Below are 21,762 nucleotides of genomic sequence, written 5' to 3'. Positions count from 1 at the left end.
ATGACGCCCCCCTTGTTTTTCTACGGCACGTTGCGGCACCTGCCGCTGCTGGAAATTGTCCTCGGACGGTCGCTTGATACCATTCAGCTAACGGAAGAAGTGCTGGCCAACTACACAGCTTGTGCCGCAGCAGAAGGGCCGTTCCCGACATTGATCGCCACAAAAGGCGGCTATGCGCAAGGCGTGCTTGTGCGGGGCCTGACGGCAGAGGATATCGCGCGGCTTGACTATTACGAGGGCGGATTTGATTATGACCTGATAGATGTGCAGGTCGAAAGTGGCGAAGCCGCACAGGTCTACATCTGCGCCCCCGATCGCTGGACCGCGACAAAGCCGTGGGATCTGGACAAATGGGCCGCCGACTGGGCGGAAATGTCATGCCACGCGGCGGTCGAAGTGATGGGGCATTACGGCCAGCGCAGTCGCGATGAAGTGGCCGATATCTTTGGCCAGATCCGCGGGCGTGCATGGTCAAAAACGCTGGGTGGCCAGACAGATGCGGGGCAGGGTGTCTTTGGCGGAAAAATAGAGATTACCGGCAAACGACGCGCCTACACCGGCTATTTCGCGGTGGACGAGGTCAGCCTTAGACATGAACGATTTGATGGCAGCCTGTCACCCGAACTCGCACGTTCCTATTTCATCGCGGGGGATGCGGCACTTGTTCTGCCCTTTGATCCGGTGCGCGACCGTGTGCTGGTGGTGGAGCAGATGCGCATGGGCCCACTGGGGCGCGGTGACCCGGAGGTTTGGCATCTGGAGCCGGTGGCCGGCAGGATTGACCCCGGCGAAACCGCAGAGCAAGCCGCGCGGCGTGAGGCCTCTGAAGAAGCGGGCCTAGAGTTGCGCGCTCTGGAAACTGTGGCGCGCGGGTATCCCAGCCCCGGCGATTCAACCGGGTATTTTCACATTTTTGTGGGTGTCACCGATCTGCCCGACGGCTGCGCAGGAATTGGCGGTCTTGACGGAGAGCATGAAGACATCCGTTCGCGCCTGATTTCGTTTGATGAATTCCTCGCCATGGCCGACCGGCAGGCCATCGCCAACACACCGTTGACCTTGCTGGCTTATTGGCTGGCCCGACACCGAAGCAGGTTGAGGTCTTGAAGGCAGGCCGCTAGACATAAGGGGAATAATTTATGAGGTCCTCTGATGCATGTAGCGCGCGATCTGGAACAAGCAGTGGGCAACACGCCCCTAATCAAGTTGCGCGGTGCCAGCGCGCTGACAGGCTGCGAGATTTACGGCAAGGCCGAATTCATGAACCCCGGCCAATCGGTAAAAGACCGTGCGGCGCTGTTTATCATACGTGATGCCATCGCGCGCGGTGATTTGAAGCCGGGTGGTACGATTGTCGAGGGGACAGCAGGCAATACAGGCATCGGTCTGGCGCTTGTGGGTGCCTCGATGGGGTTCAAATCGGTGATTGTGATCCCTGAAACGCAATCAGAAGAGAAAAAGCAGATGTTGCGCCTTGCGGGGGCGGAACTGGTGCAGGTGCCTGCCGCGCCCTACCGCAACCCCAATAACTTTGTGCGCTATTCCGAGCGGCTGGCCACTGCGCTGGCACGCACCAGTAACGAGGGCGTTATCTGGGCCAACCAGTTTGACAACGTTGCAAACCGACAGTCCCATATTGAAACAACAGGGCCGGAAATCTGGCGTCAGACAGATGGCAAGGTAGATGGGTTTATCTGCGCTGTCGGGTCCGGCGGAACGCTGGCAGGCACGGCGATGGCGTTGCAGCCCAAGGGTGTGAAAATCGGTATCGCCGATCCCGATGGTGCCGCGCTTTACAGTTATTACACCAAAGGCGTTCTGGAGATGGAAGGCGGTTCGATTGCTGAAGGCATCGGGCAGGTCCGCATCACCCGCAATCTTGAGGGATTCACGCCTGATTTTGCCTACAACATCCCCGACGCCGAGGCGCTGCCGGTGGTGTTTGACATGCTGCAACACGAGGGGTTGTGCCTTGGCGCTTCCTCGGGCGTGAACGTGGCCGGTGCAATCCGTATGGCGCGTGAGATGGGCCCCGGTCACACGATTGTAACGATCCTTTGTGACTACGGGACACGATATCAGTCCAAACTATTCAATCCGTCTTTCCTGCGTGAAAAAGGGTTGCCTGTACCTGATTGGTTGGATCGCGAGGCAGCGGAAATTCCGGCGGTGTTCGAGGACGTATGATTCACAGACTCTACCGCTCTGCGGCCCGTGTTACTGCACTTGTCTGTTGGCTGGTGTGGTGCGCGGGTGCGCTTGTCGCGCAGGAATTGCCCGGCGTGGACATGGCACAATGGCAGGATCTGGCCAACCGTGCAGAAACGGCGGTGGATAGTGACGATACCGCAAGCGAGGCGCTTGAAGCGCTGCGCACACAGCTTGCCGAGTTTCGCGAAGAATTCAACGAAGCGCGCGGGATAAATTCAAACAGAATTACCAATTTGCGCGATCAGCTGGCCTTGCTCGTTACCGAACCCTCGCCGGATGGCGAGGCCGCACCGGAAGCAGCTGAGGTTGCCGAGAAGCGCAAGGAGCTTGAGGAGCAACTGTCGGTTCTGACTGCGCCGGTGAAGGTAGCCGATAGTGCCTATGCGCGCGCGGACGGTCTGATTGGCGAAATTGATACGGTTCTGCGCAACCGACAGGCAAAAGCGCTTTTCGAGGTCGTCGAAAGCCCGCTAAATCCTGTCCACTGGCCAGCGGCGCTCGTTAAGATAAAGAGCGCTGTCTCGCAGTTGTTGATAGAGGTCACTCCGGAAGAAGCAATTAGCCGCAGAGCAGACCTCCGCGCGAACCTTCCGGGGATATTGCTGTCCACCATCGCCGGTCTGGTCTTGATCGTGCGCGGACGCCGCTGGTCAACGATGATTGTGGGGCGGATGCGCAAGGCGGGCGCGCGGGGGCTTGGTGTCTGGCAGTTTATCATCTCGTTATTGCGTATTGTATTTCCGCTGATCGGCTTGTCGTTGTTGGCATATGCTGCCTTGACGACAGGTTATCTGGGAGAGCGGGCCGATCAGCTTGTCATCCTGATTCCCGTTCTGGGCGGTGTAATGCTGGGGTTTCGTTGGGTCGCCGAACAAGTGTTCGCCCGTGATGAAGAAGACGCCCTCATCGAACTGAGCGATAAGGACCGAGCAGAAGCACGTTTTGTGGTCAGTGCGATCACAGTTCTGCTGGTTTGTAACCTCCTGCTTCTGCGGATCATCGAACTTGACGGCGGCGGCAGTCTTGCCAAAACAGTTGTTACTTTTCCTTTCACTTTAATGATTTCCTACGCTGTGTACCGGATTGGCCGGTTGCTGCGTCATTTCGGGATCGAAGCCGTTGAACAGGAAGATGACGATCTGACGCGCGCCAGCACGTTGGGTCGCCTCGTGCGCAGTCTTGGTACAGGCGCGGTGGCAGTTGCGATTATGGCCCCCGTTTTGCAAGCGGCAGGGTATTACAATGCAAGTACCTTCCTGCTGCATCCAACAGTCCTGACGCTGATTATTCTGGGGCTGGTTCTGGCGCTACAACGGTTCAGCGCCGATGTGTACGGCGCGGTCACAGGGCAGGGGACGCTTGCGCGCGAGGCTTTGCTTCCGATCTTTTTCGGGCTTGTTTTCCTGATACTGGCGATGCCTGTTCTTGCGCTGGTGTGGGGTGCACGTGTCGCCGATCTGACCGAGGTCTGGGCGGCGTTCCGGCGCGGATTTGCCATCGGTAATTCACGCATTTCTCCGACCGACTTCCTGACATTTGCGATCATCTTTACCGTCGGATATCTGGCTACGCGGCTGGCGCAGGGAGCGTTGAAGATAAACGTTCTGCCAAAAACAAAGATCGACAAAGGCGGACAGAACGCAATTGTTTCCGGTATTGGCTATGTCGGTATTTTCCTCGCTGCTCTTGCGGCAATTACTGGCGCGGGCATTGATCTCAGCTCGCTTGCGATCGTCGCTGGTGCGTTGTCTGTTGGTATCGGTTTTGGTCTGCAAACCATCGTATCAAACTTCGTTTCCGGCATTATCCTACTGATAGAGCGACCGATTTCCGAAGGTGACTGGATTGAGGTAAGCGGCGGGCAGATGGGTTATGTTCGCGACATCTCTGTACGCTCGACAAGGATCGAGACGTTTGACCGCACAGATGTCATTGTACCTAACGCCGATCTGGTTAGTAACACCGTCACCAACTACACCCGTGGCAACACGTTGGGGCGCGTGATCGTACCTATCGGGGTGGCCTACGACAGCGATACCAAAGAGGTGGAGCGGATATTGTTGGAAATCGCAACCGCCCAGCCGATGGTGCTGGCCAATCCCGCCCCGTCAGTCCTGTTTGTAAACATCGGGGCCAGTTCGTTCGATTTTGAAATCCGGATGTTTTTGCGGGATGTAAACTGGATGATGGCAGTCAAAAACGATGTAAATCACGCTGTCGCCAAACGGTTTGCAGAAGAAGGGATTGAAATGCCCTATCCGCAGCAGGATATCTGGTTCCGCAATCCCGAAACACTTGGACAGCCTGCCAAGAAGGCTCGCGAACCCGTTCAACAACAGGAGGCGGAACCCACCCACTTGAGTGCTGCTGCAAAGGGAGAGGGCGAGCGATGACACGTATGTTGTTCCGGGAGGATCCGTATTTGCGCGATGCAAAGGCACGCGTTGTTGCCCATACCGACGAAGGCGGCATTGTATTGGATGCAACCGTGTTTTACCCGACCGGCGGTGGCCAGCCCGGTGACAGCGGCTGGCTGGAATGGGACGGTAAACGGCTCTCTATTGCGACTGCCGTGAAGGGAAAGGGCGAGCAGATTGTTCTTGTTCCATCCGAACCCCGGCCATTGCCGCCGCTCGGGGCCCATGTAGTGCAGCAACTTGACTGGGACCGCCGCCACAAACACATGCGTGTGCACACGGCGCTGCATCTGCTTTCCGTCGCGATACCGTTTGCTGTTACGGGCGGTTCGATCTCGGCCACGCACGGGCGGCTCGACTTTAACATGCCCGATGCACCGGAAGATCGCGCAGCTTTGGAGGAGTCTCTATTGCTGTTTGTGGAGCAGGATGCGCGGGTTAGTGACGGCTGGATAACCGAAGCAGAACTGGACGCTGCCCCGTCACTGGTAAAAACAATGGCCGTAAAGCCGCCGCGCGGGGCGGGGGATATCCGGCTGGTGCGGATCGGCGAAGAAGACGACTGGATCGATCTGCAACCCTGTGGCGGGACGCATGTCGCGCGCACCGGAGAGATCGGCGCATTGCGTCTTGGCAAGATCGAGAAGAAGGGCCGTATGAACCGGCGGATTTACCTGCATTTGGATAGTTGAACAAATGCTTGCCCAAGCTGCACTTTCGGGCTTGCACATACGCACAAACCCTTGTTAAAGACGCCTCAATGGATCGGTGGCCGAGTGGTCGAAGGCGCACGCCTGGAAAGTGTGTAGGCGGGAGACCGTCTCCAGGGTTCGAATCCCTGTCGATCCGCCATAAATATTCCATATTATCAGATAAATATAAGATTTTGGCGTTTGATAAAAGTGCTTCCCATCTATTTTCCCATCACTAAGCTTTCGGTCCACTGTCAATTTTTCTTCCGACCCAGTCATTGGGCTCAATACTATGGAAGGACAGAAAAACATGAATGTCGAAGATCTCTACACCGTAATGAATAGCCTTTCGGACGCAAAGCGCGCTGAGAATGTGGCTGTGATTGAACAAGACGAAGAACATCTGCAAAGCTAACACCACGTTCAGTAGTTGGAAGAATGGTGGAACTTACGGCAAGCGATCTGTGACGCACCCGACGACACATCAGAGGAAGACCACCTTGAAAGAGGCTGCACAAGCCCTGAGTGTTCTTCTCGTTTCCACTCCTGCAACAACACTGGCCAGCATGATCGCGCAGATCGAACGGCCCAGTGAGGATTTAGGCCAATACGTGATAGGCAATGCCTTTCTCGCGCACGATCAGGTTTTCGATACCTTTAATTAAAAAGGCAGAACAGATTGGCGCTTGGGCTGGCCTGATAACGACACAGATCATCGGTGGGGTGCGCAGTGACGCAAACGCACCCAGCCCCTTATGTCTCGTGCGCTAGGCTATGTAGGCTTAAAGCCTTGCTGGCGCAGGATCTTTTGGTAGTCATGCGAACAGTATTGCCTGCCCCGGTCGCTGTGGAAGATGCAGCCCTCGGGTAGCTCTCGGAAGGCGATGGCCATTTTCAGGGCCCGGATCGCTAAGCCACGCTTCATGCGATTGCTGCACCACTGCCCGGCAGTGCATTGCGCAGCAATGTCACAAGAGGGGGCCCAACCAATGACACGCCGGGAATGCAGATCGAGTATGACCGCCAGATACAGCCAACCCTCACGGGCTCCGATATAGCTGATGTCGCCCGCCTATTTCTGGTTTGGCCCGACCGCACTGAAGTCGCTATCCAGCAGGTTCGGGGCAATGTTGAACGGATGATCGCTGACTGTGGTCGCCTTGAACTTGCGCGTTCTTTCAACCGTGACCCCGTTTTCGCGCATCAGGCGACCGACACACCGATGACCAACATCGACACCGAACTCCTTCAGTTCCTCGGTCATTTGTGGCTTGCCGTAGCTGCCCTGGACTCAGACGCGACCGTTCCTTGATGTGCGCCGGAACAACGATATCCGTGCGCTGCCTGCGACTGGCCGGGCGGCTGCGAAAAGCCAGCAACCCGCTCGTGCATGTAAACATGCACTGCCGGGCAGTGGACGAACCGAAATCTCATGGCTTTTGGCTCGCGAAGAACTGGGTGGCTTTTTTTCAAGATGTCCCTGTCCTCCTTGAGGATGCGGTTCTCGGGCGAAGCCGTTGGTTCTCCCGCTTCAACTCACGATCCTCGGGCAATGCCACATCCGTGTCGCGGTGCGCTGTCACCCACTTGTTCAGTGTCGAAAGCCCAACGCCTAATTCATCCGCAATCTGCCGCCGTGTCAGCCCGCTGGTCAGCGCAATTCGCACTGCATCCTTGCGGAGTTCATCCGTTCTTCCCGTGCTCGTAGTTCGTCTCCTTTATTGCAATAAATGCTATCAAAGGAGCGGCATCAAACCGCGACAGGTCCAAGCCAAGGTCCTGCAAGCTCACACATCCCGTGAGATAACTGTTCCCATTGAAGCTTACTCACTGCCAAAGTCCCTTTAAGAAACGTCCACTTACTTAGAAAAGTAATGGGGCCGGAAAGTTTGGATATGTTGGAACTTCCTCAGAGGGCGACCTTCAAAGGTTGACTTTAGCTTCGGTAAACTCGGAAAAATTGCTCCAATTGGCAAATGTCAGGACGCGCGTGTATGTGATCTAAGATACACGGAGCCTTTCCCTACGTCGACGTTGGGATGAAAGGCTGGTGGAGATACCCATTTTGTCGCATCCTTTGAAAACGATGATCTTCACCGCTTTATCGACGGCAATGTATGCTTCCCGGTTAGTTGCTCCGGTCTCGAATTTTACTTAATCACGTATCTGCCGCTTTAATTCGGAGATTCTGTCGTCTCGAAAATCGGACTTTCGCTCGTTAGCAAGCTGCTCTGCTCGAATGCGCGGTGGTGAAAAAGACGGAGGGGGGCGGGATTTCTATGGAAAAGAACCTTGGATTTCAATGTGATCGTGGTGTTCGCTCTTCTCTCGATTAGCCCAACACTACCTCTTTATTCTCCCTTCGTCATTCATCAGATAGCATCTATCTGTTCGCCGCCTGCTGCGGACTTGCCGGACATAAAAAAAGCGCTCGTTAAAGAGCGCTTTCGTCAGTATCTATATGGTGGGGGTTATCTGCCCCAAGTGCGAACTGTGCCGCAATCCATATGTACAAAGTTTGATCCTGAATACCGGCCAACACCGCCACCGCGGCACACTGCTGCGGCTTTCGCCATCTGAGGTACCGAGCGGGAATTGAGGCGCAGATCGGCGGCCTGACCGCGCATGTGAAGCGAGTTTTTGGCAACACCGCGCGAGCGCGAGCGCAACATCGCGTTTGTCTTAGGGCTGCGATAACCGGAGAGCAGCATGTAAGGTTCGTCGGAATCCAGCAAGTTATGTGCTGCTGCCATGATGTCTACGGTTCGCAGATCCATCTTGATCGTATCATTCGTCCGCCAGTCGCGCATGAAATAGTTTACCTCTTTCACGGCGTCTTTGATATACTTGCCTTCGATCCAGTAGATCATATCGATCCGCTCGCCAGTCCGGCCGGAGTACATCTTGATGCGCCGGATATCGCCAGCGCCGCGTAAGAAACCTGCGGCATTTGCGAATGTTGGTGCGGCTGTGACGGCTGTTGCCGCAAACGCGCCAAGAAGGCCGCGGCGCGTCATGCCGATTGAACTGTTAGCTGTCATACTGTCTGTCCCGTTTCTTGCCCAAGTGAGGCGTGCCTGTGGATACTGCCAATGTGCCCGAGATGTTACACGAACTGTATTATCATCTCCCCAGATGCCCGTTCTCTATTGCATAGAGGAAAAAAGGAACCAAGAGGTGAATCACTGCGTTATATCATAAGTACAATTTTCGGCAATTTCTTGCGCATCTGTCGAAATGGCAAAGGCAATGCGTTTCCGGGTTACATTTGCGCACCATTTTGCGATCAATTCGCAAAAAATCCCCTGTTTTCTCGGTTTTGTGAGTGGACTTACCTTGATCCGTTCAAGAATAGTGTCTTGAACACCAAGACTATTTCTATTCCCAGAGGATATCTGATGTTGCCGAGACTTCATATTTTCAACGCGCCGAAATCGGTCGCTTTCGCACTGGCTTTGGGGGCACTCTTTGTTGCGTCGCCACAGCAGGCCGGCGCGCAGGTCACGGCCTTCAAACAGGCGGTGGCCGAAACAGGTTCGCGCGATGATGATATCGCAAAGTTTTATCGCGCGCAGAACTTCGAAGGGGTCTGGACAGGCCCGGATGAAATCCATCAGGCGCGCCGCGCCGCACTTCTGGATGCGCTTCGCCGCGCGGGGGATCACGGTTTACCGGTTGCCCGCTATGATGCCGACGCGCTGGAGCGGCAGATGCGGAATGCCCGTTCAGCCCGTGATCTGGGCATGATCGAGGTCGAGATGACCCGCATGTTCCTGCAGTACGCCCGTGACATCCAAAGCGGTGCGCTTGTCCCGCAAAAGGTGGTATCCGCAATTAAGCGTGAGGTGTCCTACACAGATCGCGCCGAGCTTATATCCGGTCTTCTGTCCGCCCGCCCCGCTGCGTATCTGCGCAGTCTTGCGCCACGCACAATCGAATACAGTAATCTGATGAAGCAAAAGATGCTGTTGCAAGAACAGGCCTTGCGCGGCGGATGGGGACCGACAGTAAATGCATCCTCGGTCGAGCCGGGACAGTCCGACGCAGCGGTGATTGCGCTGCGCAACCGGTTGATGGTCATGGGCTATCTGGAACGGTCCAACGCAAAGACATACGATAAGTCGATCAGTGCCGCCGTAGAGGCATTCCAAAAAGCGCACGGGCTGGAAGCAGATGGCGTTGCAGGCAGCGGTACGATCAAGGAACTGAACGAAAGCATCGAATCGCGTTTGAAATCTGTTTTGGTTGCAATGGAGCGCGAACGTTGGCTGAAGAAAGAGCGCGGTGCGCGTCACATTCTGGTAAACATTCCTGATTTCACAGCGAAAATTGTGGATGACGGCCGCGTAACATTCGAAACGCGCTCGGTTGTGGGAGCCAATCGCTCGGACCGTCCTACACCTGAATTTTCCGACATGATGAGCCATATGGTCATCAACCCCAGCTGGTATGTGCCGCGTTCGATCGTCGTGAACGAATATCTTCCGGCGCTTCGGAACAATCCCAACGCAGTGCGCCATATCGAGATCACAGATAGCAGAGGCCGCAAGGTCAACCGCTCGACCGCGAATTTTGCCAGGTATTCAGCGCGCAATTTTCCTTATTCCATGCGCCAGCCGCCCAGCCGCTCGAATGCGCTGGGATTGGTAAAGTTCATGTTTCCGAACAAATACAACATCTACCTGCATGACACACCGTCAAAATCGCTGTTCAACCGCGAGGTGCGCGCGTTCAGCCATGGCTGTGTCCGCCTGAGCGATCCATTCGATTTCGCCGAGGCGCTGCTGTCGCGGCAGGAAGCGGACCCTATGGGCTTTTTCAAAGCGCAATTGCGCACAGGGCGTGAATCTCGTGTGAACCTTGAAACGAAGGTGCCGATCCACATCATATACCGGACTGCCTTCACTGATGCGCGCGGAAATCTGAATTTCCGTCGTGACATCTATGGCCGTGATGCGCGCATTTGGGATGCATTGCAAAAGGCAGGGGTGGCACTCAACAGCGTTCAGGGGTAAATCTGCGCGCAACCTCAGGGGAGCGTGACATGACCACTCATTCCGTAAAAGACATTGCAGTGGCATTGGGGGCCGAGGCCTTCGGTGCCACTGATATTTCGATCGAACGCGCCGCCGAACCCGCAATGGCAGGGCCGGACGATCTGGCGCTGGCGATGAACCCGAAATACGCCGAAACGCTGGCGCAAGGCGCGGCCCGTGTTGCGATGCTTTGGCAGGGTGCCGACTGGCAAGCAATGGGGCTGGACGCTGCGATTATCGCGCCGCGTCCGCGCTATGCCATGTCGGGGCTGACCAAAATGCTGGATGCAGGGCAGGGGTTTGATGCCGGCATCCATCCCACAGCCTTTGTCGATCCCGATGCCGAACTGGGCGAGGGCGTCAGTGTCGGGCCGCTGGCGGTGATTTCAAAGGGTGCAAAAATCGGCGCAGGCAGTGTGATTGGGCCGCAGTGTTTTATCGGCTGGAATGTGACGCTGGGCGCAGGTGCCTATCTGCGCGAGGCAGTCAGCATCGGTGCGCGTGTAAGCATCGGCAAAAATTTTATTGCCCAACCGGGCGCGCGCATTGGCGGTGACGGGTTTTCCTTTGTCACGGCCGAACCCTCCAGCGTAGAATCCGTGCGTAAAACGCTGGGGGATCAGGGTGAGGCCAAGGCGCAAGAGTGGACGCGCATCCATTCGCTCGGCGCGGTAAGTATCGGTGACGATGTCGAAATCGGCATGGGCTCCACCATTGATTGCGGCACCATCCGTGACACGGTCATCGGGGACGGAACCAAGCTCGATAACCAGGTTCATTTGGGCCATAATGTTGTGATCGGGCGCAACAGTCTGATTTGCGGGCAGGTCGGAATTGCCGGTTCTGCAACGATCGGCGACAATGTGGTGTTGGCCGGTCAGTGCGGCGTGAACGATAACATCTTTGTCGGAGATGGCGTGATTGCGGGCGGGGGAACCAAGCTGATGTCGAATGTGCCTGCGGGGCGGACGATGCTGGGCTATCCTGCCACCCAGATGGACAAGCAGGTTGAAGGCTATAAGGCGCTGCGCCGTTTGCCGCGCCTGATGCGAGATGTCGCGGAACTGAAAAATGCTGTATTCAAACGTGCGCCGGATCAATGATGCGCCTTTTGTAGTGCAAAGAGGAAAACGAAAATGACCGTTAAAGATCAGGTGATTGCGATCATTGCTGAACAGGCCTTGCTGGAACCGGAAGATGTCACACCGGACAGCACGCTTGAGAACCTTGGCATCGACAGTCTGGGACTGGTTGAGAGCATTTTTGCAATAGAAGAAGCGTTCGACATCACCGTGCCGTTCAACGCCAATAACCCGACGGAATCCGAGTTCGACATTTCAACGGTTGCCAGCATCATCGCGGGAATAGAACGCCTGCGCGCGGAGCAGTCGGGCGCATGAAGCGTGTCGTCATCACAGGTGCGGGCACGATCAACGCGCTTGGCCACAGTGTTGCCGATACATTTACTGCAATGCGGGACGGGGTTTGCGGTATCGGGCCGCTGGACATCCGCGATGTGGATCGCCTGCAAATCCGGATCGGGGGTCAGGTCAAAGGGTTTGAGGCAGAGGGACGTTATAACCGCCAGCAAATGTCACTCTATGACCGCTTCACCCAGTTCACCCTTGCGGCCGCACGCGAAGCGATTGAACAATCCGGTTTGACCTTTACCGGAGAGCTTGCCGCGCTGTCGGGCGTGGTACTGGGCACGGCAGGTGGCGGCGTCAGCACATGGGATGACAATTACCGCGCCGTCTATGAAGAGGGTAAAAACCGTGTGCATCCTTTTGTGGTGCCAAAACTGATGAACAATGCCGCCGCCAGTCATGTCAGCATGGAGTGGAACCTGAAGGGGCCTTCGTTTACGGTATCCACGGCCTGTGCATCCTCCAATCACGCGATGGCGCAGGCGTTTGCGATGGTCCGTTCAGGCATGGCGCCCGCGATGGTGACGGGCGGATCGGAATCCATGCTGTGCTTTGGCGGTGTGAAAGCGTGGGAAGGGCTGCGCGTGATGTCAAAAGACGCCTGCCGTCCGTTTTCCGCCAACCGCAACGGCATGGTGCAGGGCGAGGGGGCCGGCATATTTGTGTTTGAGGAATATGAACACGCCCGCGCGCGCGGGGCGGAGATACTGTGCGAAGTCGCAGGATATGCCATGTCCTCGGATGCGTCCGATATCGTGATGCCGTCGAAAAACGGTGCAGCCCGCGCGATGGCAGGCGCGTTGAAGGACGCGCGCATAGATGCCGCTGACGTCGGCTATATCAACGCCCATGGTACAGGCACAGCGGCGAACGACAAAACCGAATGTGCCGCCGTGGCGGATGTGTTCGGCCCTCATGCCGACAGGCTGATGATCAGCTCGACGAAATCAATGCACGGGCATCTGATCGGCGGCACCGGCGCTGTTGAGCTGTTGGCCTGTATCATGGCGCTGCGGGACGGGGTGGTTGCCCCCACCATAGGCTATCAGGAGCCTGACCCCGAATGCGCGCTTGATGTCGTCCCGAACGAGGCGCGCGATGCAGCCGTAAATGTTGCAATCAGTAACGCGTTCGCCTTTGGCGGGATGAATGCCGTGATCGCTTTGCGAAAAATTTAATCTCGCGTCGGATACAAAAAAGCCGCCCCCGAAGGAGCGGCTATCTTGGCATAAAAATATGTTCCGGATTACTGGTTCAGAACGGACACTTTGTCATAGGATGCAGTAAATCCGTTAAGCGACAGCGTCAGGATGACTTTCTGATCGGGCGCAAGTGCTGGAACGATCGTCATTTTGGCTTCTTTGCCGCGTTTGAAGGATGCTACATCTTCATTCGTCAGGCCCAAGCGAACATAACAGCCGACTGGGTTACAGAATGCATAAGGATAACGGCGCGCCTTGCCGCCGTCGATCGAGATGTTCAACTGTTGTGGCAATGCAGTTTCCAGCGGCACAATAATTGTCGCACCGGCGACAGCCTTGCCGCCTGACGGCAGGCGGAATAGCGACACCTCGGCAACCGGCGCACCCTGTCCGTCATCCATCAGCTGATACATCTGGCAGGGCTCTTCGCCTTCTTCTACCTTGATGCAGCGCATTTCCCACGCACCGATTGTCTCGCGCGTATAGGGTTTGCCTACCTCGGACGTGTTTTCCGCTTCCTCGCCAAGGCTCAATTGATCCTCTACAGAAGTGGAAGGTTCGACCGTTTCGTCTGTCTGGACTGTTACAGTCTCATCGGTTTGCGGCGTCGCTGTTTGTGCAAACCCTACAACGGGGGCAGAAATTGCAAGCGCTGCACAAAAAGTAAGGGTTGTCGAGAATTTGGTCATGTGAAATCCGTCGTTTGTTTGAAGTTGCCTTGCTCTAACATTCCGTGGACCGGATGTCAGGTGGATTGAACGTCCAAACCGGTAATATAGAGCGATTTTTTGCTTAGCGTTTCACAATCTGCAACATCGTTGAATATCTGAACTGCCAATCAAAAATGCCTGTTAACATAAAAAAAGAGAGCTCAAAAAAGCTCTCTTTTCCGGTTCTTCAGTCTCTCCCCGTCGGACTGTGCCGACTTATTGAGGCCAGACTAGGCAGGCCTTGGCATTCGGTCAACAGCTAATATAAAATAATTGATTAACAAATACAGTTGTTTGGTTGGAAAAAGGCCGCACCCGAAGGTGCGGCTAGTCTGACAGGGAGGAATTATCCACACACCTTGGACAAGGTGAGTGAACAATTTCACTATGGCGCCTAAAGGTTAAGTAAGTATGCTCTGCCGGAGCGTTTAGGCGCAGTGATTTACAGGAGAGTTTAACGGTGAGTTCAGACCTTTTTATTGGCGGCGGCGGACCTGATTACGGCATAAAACAATATTTATCGCTGAAATATGCCAACCGTCACGGTCTGGTAGCGGGTGCCACAGGCACTGGTAAAACGGTCACGCTACAGATCATGGCGGAAGGGTTTGCAAATGCGGGCGTTCCGGTCTTCCTTTCGGATGTCAAAGGTGATCTCAGCGGTCTTGCCGCTGCGGGTGACCCCGATCACAAACTTCACGACCCATTCACAGAGCGCGCTGAAAAAATCGGCTTCACTGATTTCAGCTACGATGCCTTTCCTGTCACCTTCTGGGATCTGTTTGGCGAACAGGGCCATCCGGTGCGCACCACCGTTTCCGAAATGGGGCCGCTGCTGCTGGGCCAGTTGCTGGGGCTAAGCGAAGCGCAGGAAGGTATTCTGAACATCGCCTTTCGCGTCGCCGACGAAGACGGCATGGCGCTTCTGGATTTGAAAGATTTACAGGCGCTGCTGGTGTGGATCGGTGAAAACGCCAAGGAACTTTCCTTGCGCTATGGCAACGTGTCCTCTGCGTCGATTGGTGCGATCCAGCGGCGGTTGCTGGTTCTTGAAAACCAAGGCGGTAACAAGCTGTTCGGGGAGCCTGCGCTGGCACTGTCGGACCTGATGCGTACAGATGCGGACGGCCGAGGAATGATCAACATTCTGGCCTCGGACAAGTTGATGGGCGCGCCAAAGCTTTATGCAACTTTTCTATTGTGGCTGCTTTCGGAGCTGTTCGAGGAACTGCCCGAGGTCGGGGATGCGGACAAGCCCAAGCTGGTGTTTTTCTTTGACGAAGCGCACCTGTTGTTTGATGATGCGCCAAAGGCACTGGTGGACAAGGTAGAGCAGGTCGCGCGGCTGATCCGCTCCAAGGGTGTGGGTGTCTATTTCATCACCCAGAACCCCGCCGATGTACCGGAAGACATCTTGGGCCAGCTTGGCAACCGCGTCCAGCACGCGCTGCGCGCCTTTACTGCCAAAGACCAGAAGGAACTGCGGCTCGCCGCGCGGACCTACCGCGATAATCCCGCCTTCAGCACCGAAGAAGCGATCCGCGAAGTGGGTGTGGGTGAGGCGGTGACTTCCATGTTGCAACCCAAAGGCGTGCCCGGCGTGGTTGAGCGGACGCTGATCCGGCCACCATCCTCGCAGTTAGGGCCGATTACGGATGCGCAGCGTAGTGCGCTAATGGCGGCATCCGACATGGCGGGGAAATACGATACGCCTTTGGATCGCGAAAGCGCGTTCGAAATCCTGCGCAGCCGTGCTGAAAAGGCCGCCGCCGACGCGGAAGCATCGGAAGCCGCCATCGAACAGGCAGAAGCCGAGGCAAACGCCGCGCCGCAAACCCCGTCCCTGCGGGAGTTCAAAAAGGCGCGTCGGTACGCCGGAAAAGGTGCGTCAATCACTCCGCGGCGCACCACCAGCCGCCGTGCACCAGCCGGTGAAGGCTTTGGCGGCGCAATTGCGGATGTCGTGATCAAGGAGCTGAAAGGCACCACAGGCCGCCGCATCGTGCGCGGTATTCTGGGCGGATTGTTCAAGGGCCGCTGAGCTTTTGTCGGATCAGGCCCGGACCGCCTGTCAGCAACGAAAGGAACCATTCCGGCAGGGTGAAACGCACTGCCGGAATGCTTGGACCAGCCGCCGCCAATCCCCTGCGTCGCGCTCTGCCGCTCTGCCGCTCTGCCGGCGCTCGTGGGGCCGCAACACTCAGGGCCGGATACAGCGTGCCGGATGAGCCGTTGACAGACCCGCCGTAGCGGTGAGCATACCTCGCCCTATTTCTCCGGTATCAGGCCACGGGGGCTGAACCGCAAAACAACGATCATTATAATCCCCATCGTCATCAGACGCATCTGCGCGGCACTGTCGATCAGGTGAAGACGCAGCCAGTTGTCCTCGGCCATGCCGGAAGTAATAAGTTCCATCACAAACAGGCCGATCGGTTCTACCTGCACCCAAAGGAACCAGATCAGAAATCCGCCCAGAATCGCGCCCAGATTGCTGCCCGAACCACCGACAATCACCATAACCCATACCAGAAACGTAAAGCGCAGCGGTTGGTAGGTGCCCGGTGTCAGCTGACTGTCGAGCGTGGTCATCATCGCGCCTGCAATCCCGCAGATGGCAGAGCCGAGGATAAACACCTGTAGATGACGCGCGGTAACGTCCTTGCCCATTGCTTCGGCGGCAACTTCGTTATCACGAATAGCGCGTAGCATCCGGCCCCAAGGGGAATTAAGCGCGCGCTGGGTGAGCCAGAACAGCACCCCCAAAACCGCTGCAAACAGAAGCGCGTATAGCACTTTCACCCAGAGGGTTGATGCTTCCACAGGATCCAGACCCATCGACGCGGCACGTTCTATAAATGCGGCGGAGCTCTGCAAATCCAGTTCGTAAGGGACTGGGCGGGGCAGGCCGACCACGTTTTTCACACCGCGCGTCAGCCAGTCCTCGTTTTTGAGAACGGCAATGATGATTTCGGCAATACCAAGTGTGGCAATCGCCAGATAATCGGAGCGCAGGCCCAGTGCAGCCTTGCCAATCAGCCACGCTGCACCGGCGGCAAACAATCCGCCAACCGGCCATGCGATCATCATCATCCAGCCGTAGGTGCGATAGGTTTCTTCCGTGCCGGGGTTCAACCCGCCAAGGTATCCTGTGGAGGCGGGGTTCACCGCTTCGATCAGGGCTACGTTAGGGTCAAGAATGGCGCGGAACACAAAAAAGCCGATGATCAGGACCGCGGCAATAACAAGGTTGCGGGTGCGCCCTGCGGCCATACGTTTGTAAACCAGTACCGCCGCTACAATCGTTAGCGATCCCAGCACCAACGCAAGGATCACGCCCAGCCCGCCGGCAGCAAATGCGCCGGGGGTGGCGGGCATACCGATCAGCACCGCCGCCAGACCGCCCAAGGCCACAAACCCCATAACACCGACGTTAAACAGCCCCGCAAAGCCCCATTGCAGGTTCACCCCCAGCGCCATGATGGCGGATATGATCCCCATGTTGAGAATAAACAGCGCGTTGTTCCACCCCTGGAAAAACCCCGAAATCAGGATCAGCGCAAAGACCAGCGCAAAGAGGGCTGTGTTTTTTACAGTATCGGTCATGTTGTTGATTGCCCTTTGAAGAGGCCCGTTGGCTTGAACAGCAGCACGATCAGCAAGATCACAAAGCTGACCGCGAATTTATAGTCGGTGGACATCAGTTGCACGAGGCCCGAAGGTTCAAGGCTTTCGGGCATCAGATAGCCAAGCACTTTTTTCCATGCATAGGTAATGGTCACTTCGGAAAAGGCGATCACAAATCCGCCTGCGATTGCGCCCAGCGGGCTGCCGATACCGCCGACAACAGCCGAGGCGAAGATCGGCAGCAGCAGCTGGAAATATGTGAACGGCTTGAACGACTTGTCCAGACCATAAAGCGTGCCTGCAATGGTCGCCAATCCGGCGACAATGATCCACGTCATCATCACCACACGCTCGGGGTTGATGCCCGACAGCAGCGCCAGATCCTCGTTATCGGAATAGGCACGCATCGATTTTCCGGCGCGGGTTTTGTTGAGGAACCAGAACAGCAGTGCAACCACGATGATCGCAGTGATAACTGTTATCAACTGCGTTGTGCGGATGCCCAGACCTTCCTCCAGTCCGGTCAGGCGTTTGAAATCACGCGCGGAAATGATGAAACGCGGCCCGTCAGAAAAGCTCTGATCATCCGGCCCGATGATAAATCGCACGATGCCGTTCATGATGAACATGACACCCATGGAAACGATCACAAGGATCACGGGCTTTGCCTTTTGTTCGCGGTAAAAACGGTAAACAACCCTGTCGGTCAGGAGCACCAGCGCGATGCAGCCCAAAATGCCAAAGGGCAGGGCCAGCAGGGCGGTTGGTACAGGCCCAAGACTAATGCCAACCGATTGCATCCACCATGTAACCAGGATCACCAGCATGGTGCCAAAGGCCATCGTGTCACCGTGGGCAAAGTTGGAAAAGCGCAGAATACCATAAACCAGCGTCACCCCCAGCGCCCCCAGCGCCAGCTGGCTGCCATAGGCGATGCCGGGGATAAGGACGTAGTTTGCAAGCGCAACGATTGCGTTAAGAAATTCCATTATTCCGCGTCCTTACAAGTACCATGATAGCTGATCATCAGGGGTGTCGTTGAATCCATCACGACATATCTGGCCTGTCCTGCTCCATCGGTCATCAAACGGCCGAATTGGCGGCCATCGTGTTCTGCCCACATCGCAAAAACGATATCGGGCCTGCTGCGCAGCAGGACATTGCGTGTCACGGCATCATCGGTCCAGACAGCGCTTGCATCCATTCCGTCCTGCGGGTGCGCAAAGTCCTTGTGGGTGATCGAAATGGTGTAACTGGAGTCTTCGCAGGCTTCGGTATCAATACACTCGCTGATAAAAGTGCAGGTGATTTCCTGCGCGCCCAGCGCGGTGCTGGCACAGAAACACAATACAGCTGGCAGGAAATGGTGTTTGATCATCAACGCCTCAGCCCCCCAAGAACGATTTGCGCACTTCGGGATCGGCCAGCAGTTCCTTGCCCGTGCCAGTATAGGCATTGGCACCTTGGACCAGAACATATCCTTTGTCCGCGATTTCAAGCGCTTGTCGGGCGTTCTGTTCTACCATCAGGATCGGGATACCGGTGCGGGCCACTTCGATGATGCGGTCAAAAAGCTCGTCCATGACGATGGGGGAAACACCTGCTGTCGGCTCGTCGAGCATTAGTACTTTGGGCTGTGTCATCAGCGCGCGGCCCACGGCAACCTGCTGGCGTTGACCACCGGAAAGCTCTCCGGCGGCCTGATTGCGTTTGTCGCGCAGGATTGGAAACAGGTCATATATCTGCTCCATCGTGGCGCGGTAATCATCGCGGCGGATGAACGCGCCCATTTCCAGGTTTTCCTCGACCGTCATAGAGGTGAAGATATTGGAGGTCTGCGGCACAAACCCCATCCCCTTGGCCACACGCGCCTGCGGGCTGAGGCCGGTAATATCTTCGCCATCAAGGCGGACCGAGCCGGAGCGGACGTCAAGCATCCCGAACACCGCCTTCATGGCCGTTGATTTGCCAGCGCCGTTGGGGCCGACGATCACAGCGATCTCGCCTTTGTCGACAGCGATGGTGCAACCGTGCAAAATGTCGGGGCCTTTGCCATAGCCACCGGTCATGTTGTCTCCGATCAGAAACGGACCGCCAGCTGCCGCGTAGCTTTTTCCGCTGGCTTTGGGCAGGACCGATCCCTGTCCGTCTGCGTTTGCAATCGAGCGGTCTTTATTACCGCGGTCGCCGTATGGATCGCTCATGCGCCCACCTGTTCTTTGTTTTTGAGGCCGGTGCCCAGATAGGCTTCGATGACCTGTTCGTTCGCTTTGATCTCGTCCAACGTGCCTTCGGCAAGCACACGGCCCTCGGCCATGCAGATTACCGGGTTACAAAGGCGGCCGATAAATTCCATATCGTGTTCGATCACGACAAATGTGTACCCGCGCTCTTTGTTGAGTCGTAAAATGGCATCGCCAATAGTGTTGAGTAGGGTCCGGTTCACGCCTGCGCCGACTTCGTCCAGAAACACAATCTTGGCGTCCACCATCATGGTCCGGCCCAGTTCCAGCAGTTTTTTCTGCCCGCCGGATATCTGTCCGGCTTTCTGGTCCGCCAGATGCTCGACGGTGAGAAACTCCAGCACTTCATCGGCCTTGGCGCGCAGGGCGCGTTCCTCGTTGGCGATGCGCTTGCGCCCGAACCACGTGTTCCACAACACCTCACCCGATTGCCCCCCCGGAACCATCATCAGATTCTCTCGGCAGGTCATCGAGTGGAATTCATGGGCGATCTGGAAAGTACGCAGCAGACCCTTGTGAAACAACGTATGCGGCGGCAGGCCGGTGATATCCTCGCCGCCCATCGTCACACGTCCCGATGTTGGTTTAAGAACACCGGCGATCACATTGAAAAGTGTCGTTTTTCCCGCACCGTTAGGCCCGATCAATCCGGTAATAGAGCCTTCATTGATGGTCAGGCTTGCGCCGTCCACAGCATGAAATCCCGAAAAATGTTTGTGTAAATCGTCGACGACGATCATATGTCCCATCCCCGTTTGCCGCATCTGCTGTGCGGTTCTTTTGGTTGTGCAAACAGCCCGACACGGTGGTCGGGCTGCTGCGTCCTAATCGCTCCGGATAGAGCGGTAAAGGCTTATTTGAAACCTACAGTTTCAACTTTTCCGTCGATAATCTCGATGATCCGGTAGGAACCCGCAGATTCACCCGGCCCGATCAGCTCAACAGCGGAGCCGCCGACATAGTCGATATCCTGACCGTCTTTCAACAGATCCAGCGCCTTACCCAACTCGCCTGGATAGATTTTTTCGCCGGGTGCGTTTGCAACATCTATTATCTTGGAAACATAGTCTGCCGGATCGGAGGATCCTGCAGCCTGCATCGCGAGCATGAAAAGTGCGGCGGCATCGTATGATTCTGGCGCGTAGGAAGAGCTTCCGGGGAAGCCGGCATCTTCTGCCATTTTGCTAAACACCTCGATGCCTTTGCCTTCGGCACCCGGAATCTGGCCGTAAGAGCCGTTCAGATCAGGGCCGATTGCTTCTGGCAGCGCATCGCCGACCATGCCGTTTGGCAGGCCGAATGTGTCGAATGCACCTGCGTCAAGTGCGGCGTTGATGATGCCAGCACCACCTTGGTCAAGGTAACCTGCAACAACAAGAATATCACCGCCGGCAGAAGCCAACGCGCCTACTTCGGCGGAATAGTCTGCTTTGCCGTCTTCGTGTGCTGCAACGATAGTGACTTCACCGCCCAGCTCTTTGAACGAGGTTTCGATCGCATCCGACAGGCCCTTGCCGAAGTCGTTGTTGGTGTAGGTCAACGCGATGGATTTTACGCCGCGTTCGATCAGCAGCTCTGCCATGACCTGACCTTCGCGCGCATCGGATGGTGCTGTACGGAAGAACAAACCGTTGTCTTCGACTGTGGTCAGACCGGGCGAAGTGGAAGAGGGCGAAATCATAACCATGCCGTTTGGCACAGCGACGTTTTGCAAAACCGCACCTGTTGCGCCTGAACATGCCGCGCCGATCAGGCCGTTGATGCCGTCCGCGATCAGACGTTCGGCGTTTGATGCTGCCAGACCGCTGTCGATACAGCCGGTGTCTGCGCGCATCGGGCTGACTTTGGCGCCGTCCAGTAGCTTGCCGCTGTCTGTTACTTCGCTCATCGCCAGTTCGGCGCCCTGAGCCATCGGGCCGGTCAGCGATTCAATTGGTCCGGTAAATCCGAACAGGATACCGAGTTTGACTTCGTTTGCGTGGCTTTCAGCAAATGCGCCTGTTGCCACAAGTGCTGCGGCCGTTGTGGCCATAAGCATCTTTTTCATGTGTTTCTCCCAAATTGGAACGTAATGTTCGCAGCAAAGACTATGCGGGAGGGGCACAAAAGAGAAGCAGATTTTTCCCATGATTTGTCGCCGCGTTTTGTGGCGCGGTGTATACTGGTTCCCAAGCCGGAACCGGGGTTGAAAATCCCG

The 21,762-nt window shown here is 56.3% G+C and carries 18 protein-coding genes, 1 tRNA gene and 1 pseudogene; 11 read left to right on the top strand and 9 right to left on the bottom strand.

Features of this window, described 5'->3' with window-relative positions; all coding sequences use genetic code 11:
- The 6 genes from OS189_RS04045 to OS189_RS04020 all read left to right on the top strand — a co-directional run bounded on the left by OS189_RS04045 (nucleotide 1) and on the right by OS189_RS04020 (nucleotide 5,985).
- A complete protein-coding gene (locus OS189_RS04045) occupies nucleotides 1-1,107 on the top strand; it encodes an NUDIX domain-containing protein (RefSeq protein WP_267165978.1) in 1,107 nt (368 codons plus the stop codon).
- Nucleotides 1,108-1,152: 45 nt separating this feature from the next.
- Nucleotides 1,153-2,187 (top strand): cysteine synthase A, encoded by a 1,035-nt coding sequence (locus tag OS189_RS04040; RefSeq protein ID WP_267165977.1) that lies wholly within the window; start codon nucleotides 1,153-1,155, stop codon nucleotides 2,185-2,187.
- Nucleotides 2,184-4,604: a DUF3772 domain-containing protein gene (locus OS189_RS04035; protein ID WP_267165976.1), complete on the top strand. Its 2,421-nt coding sequence runs from the start codon at nucleotides 2,184-2,186 to the stop codon at nucleotides 4,602-4,604. The genes OS189_RS04040 and OS189_RS04035 overlap by 4 nt, the downstream gene beginning before the upstream one ends.
- Complete coding sequence (locus OS189_RS04030) at nucleotides 4,601-5,320, top strand: alanyl-tRNA editing protein (RefSeq protein WP_267165975.1); 720 nt, start codon at nucleotides 4,601-4,603, stop codon at nucleotides 5,318-5,320. The genes OS189_RS04035 and OS189_RS04030 overlap by 4 nt, the downstream gene beginning before the upstream one ends.
- Nucleotides 5,321-5,390: 70 nt before the next feature.
- Nucleotides 5,391-5,480: transfer RNA gene (locus OS189_RS04025), tRNA-Ser, on the top strand.
- Between the two features lie 340 nt (nucleotides 5,481-5,820).
- A complete protein-coding gene (locus tag OS189_RS04020; protein WP_267165974.1) occupies nucleotides 5,821-5,985 on the top strand; it encodes a hypothetical protein in 165 nt (54 codons plus the stop codon).
- A gap of 116 nt (nucleotides 5,986-6,101) precedes the next feature.
- Here OS189_RS04020 and OS189_RS04015 read toward each other — a convergent pair.
- Both OS189_RS04015 and mepK read right to left on the bottom strand, forming a co-directional pair.
- Nucleotides 6,102-6,987 (bottom strand): annotated as a pseudogene (locus tag OS189_RS04015) (IS3 family transposase); the annotation flags it as partial.
- A gap of 804 nt (nucleotides 6,988-7,791) precedes the next feature.
- Entirely contained in the window at nucleotides 7,792-8,361 is a 570-nt protein-coding gene (mepK, locus tag OS189_RS04010) for a peptidoglycan L,D-endopeptidase MepK (protein ID WP_267165973.1), read from the bottom strand.
- A 357-nt stretch (nucleotides 8,362-8,718) separates the two neighbouring features.
- Between mepK and OS189_RS04005 the strand changes: the two genes are divergently transcribed.
- The 4 genes from OS189_RS04005 to OS189_RS03990 are packed head-to-tail and all read left to right on the top strand — an operon-like array spanning nucleotide 8,719 to nucleotide 12,961.
- Nucleotides 8,719-10,335 carry a L,D-transpeptidase family protein gene (locus OS189_RS04005; RefSeq protein WP_267165972.1) on the top strand — a complete coding sequence of 539 codons (1,617 nt, stop codon included), beginning with the start codon at nucleotides 8,719-8,721 and terminating at the stop codon, nucleotides 10,333-10,335.
- Between the two features lie 29 nt (nucleotides 10,336-10,364).
- The gene (gene lpxD / locus OS189_RS04000; RefSeq protein ID WP_267165971.1) at nucleotides 10,365-11,459 is read left to right on the top strand and encodes a UDP-3-O-(3-hydroxymyristoyl)glucosamine N-acyltransferase; all 1,095 of its coding nucleotides are present in this window, start codon (nucleotides 10,365-10,367) and stop codon (nucleotides 11,457-11,459) included.
- Nucleotides 11,460-11,492: 33 nt separating this feature from the next.
- Nucleotides 11,493-11,756 (top strand): acyl carrier protein, encoded by a 264-nt coding sequence (locus OS189_RS03995; RefSeq protein ID WP_267165970.1) that lies wholly within the window; start codon nucleotides 11,493-11,495, stop codon nucleotides 11,754-11,756.
- A complete protein-coding gene (locus OS189_RS03990; protein ID WP_267165969.1) occupies nucleotides 11,753-12,961 on the top strand; it encodes a beta-ketoacyl-[acyl-carrier-protein] synthase family protein in 1,209 nt (402 codons plus the stop codon). Before OS189_RS03995 ends, OS189_RS03990 begins: the two co-directional genes overlap by 4 nt.
- Nucleotides 12,962-13,029: 68 nt before the next feature.
- On the opposite strand, the gene OS189_RS03985 is transcribed toward OS189_RS03990, so the two are convergent.
- A complete protein-coding gene (locus OS189_RS03985; RefSeq protein ID WP_267165968.1) occupies nucleotides 13,030-13,674 on the bottom strand; it encodes an invasion associated locus B family protein in 645 nt (214 codons plus the stop codon).
- Nucleotides 13,675-14,155: 481 nt separating this feature from the next.
- Between OS189_RS03985 and OS189_RS03980 the strand changes: the two genes are divergently transcribed.
- Nucleotides 14,156-15,736, top strand: coding sequence for a helicase HerA-like domain-containing protein (locus OS189_RS03980; RefSeq protein ID WP_267165967.1), 1,581 nt, complete (start codon nucleotides 14,156-14,158; stop codon nucleotides 15,734-15,736).
- A 227-nt stretch (nucleotides 15,737-15,963) separates the two neighbouring features.
- On the opposite strand, the gene OS189_RS03975 is transcribed toward OS189_RS03980, so the two are convergent.
- The 6 genes from OS189_RS03975 to OS189_RS03950 form a co-directional block, all read right to left on the bottom strand.
- A complete protein-coding gene (locus OS189_RS03975) occupies nucleotides 15,964-17,301 on the bottom strand; it encodes a branched-chain amino acid ABC transporter permease (RefSeq protein WP_267165966.1) in 1,338 nt (445 codons plus the stop codon).
- Nucleotides 17,298-18,311, bottom strand: a complete 1,014-nt coding sequence (locus tag OS189_RS03970) for a branched-chain amino acid ABC transporter permease (protein ID WP_267165965.1) — start codon at nucleotides 18,309-18,311, stop codon at nucleotides 17,298-17,300. The genes OS189_RS03975 and OS189_RS03970 overlap by 4 nt, the downstream gene beginning before the upstream one ends.
- Nucleotides 18,311-18,700 (bottom strand): hypothetical protein, encoded by a 390-nt coding sequence (locus OS189_RS03965; protein WP_267165964.1) that lies wholly within the window; start codon nucleotides 18,698-18,700, stop codon nucleotides 18,311-18,313. Before OS189_RS03965 ends, OS189_RS03970 begins: the two co-directional genes overlap by 1 nt.
- 7 nt (nucleotides 18,701-18,707) lie before the next feature.
- Entirely contained in the window at nucleotides 18,708-19,526 is an 819-nt protein-coding gene (locus tag OS189_RS03960; protein WP_267165963.1) for an ABC transporter ATP-binding protein, read from the bottom strand.
- The gene (locus tag OS189_RS03955) at nucleotides 19,523-20,305 is read right to left on the bottom strand and encodes an ABC transporter ATP-binding protein (protein ID WP_267166072.1); all 783 of its coding nucleotides are present in this window, start codon (nucleotides 20,303-20,305) and stop codon (nucleotides 19,523-19,525) included. Before OS189_RS03955 ends, OS189_RS03960 begins: the two co-directional genes overlap by 4 nt.
- 113 nt (nucleotides 20,306-20,418) lie before the next feature.
- Complete coding sequence (locus tag OS189_RS03950; protein WP_267165962.1) at nucleotides 20,419-21,612, bottom strand: ABC transporter substrate-binding protein; 1,194 nt, start codon at nucleotides 21,610-21,612, stop codon at nucleotides 20,419-20,421.
- Nucleotides 21,613-21,762: the final 150 nt, after the last annotated feature.

This window comes from Sulfitobacter sp. F26169L, from assembly GCF_026410285.1.
Classification (GTDB): Bacteria; Pseudomonadota; Alphaproteobacteria; order Rhodobacterales; family Rhodobacteraceae; genus Sulfitobacter.
Note: the sequence above shows the minus strand (reverse complement) of the source record. Positions and strands in the feature narration are given on the sequence as shown.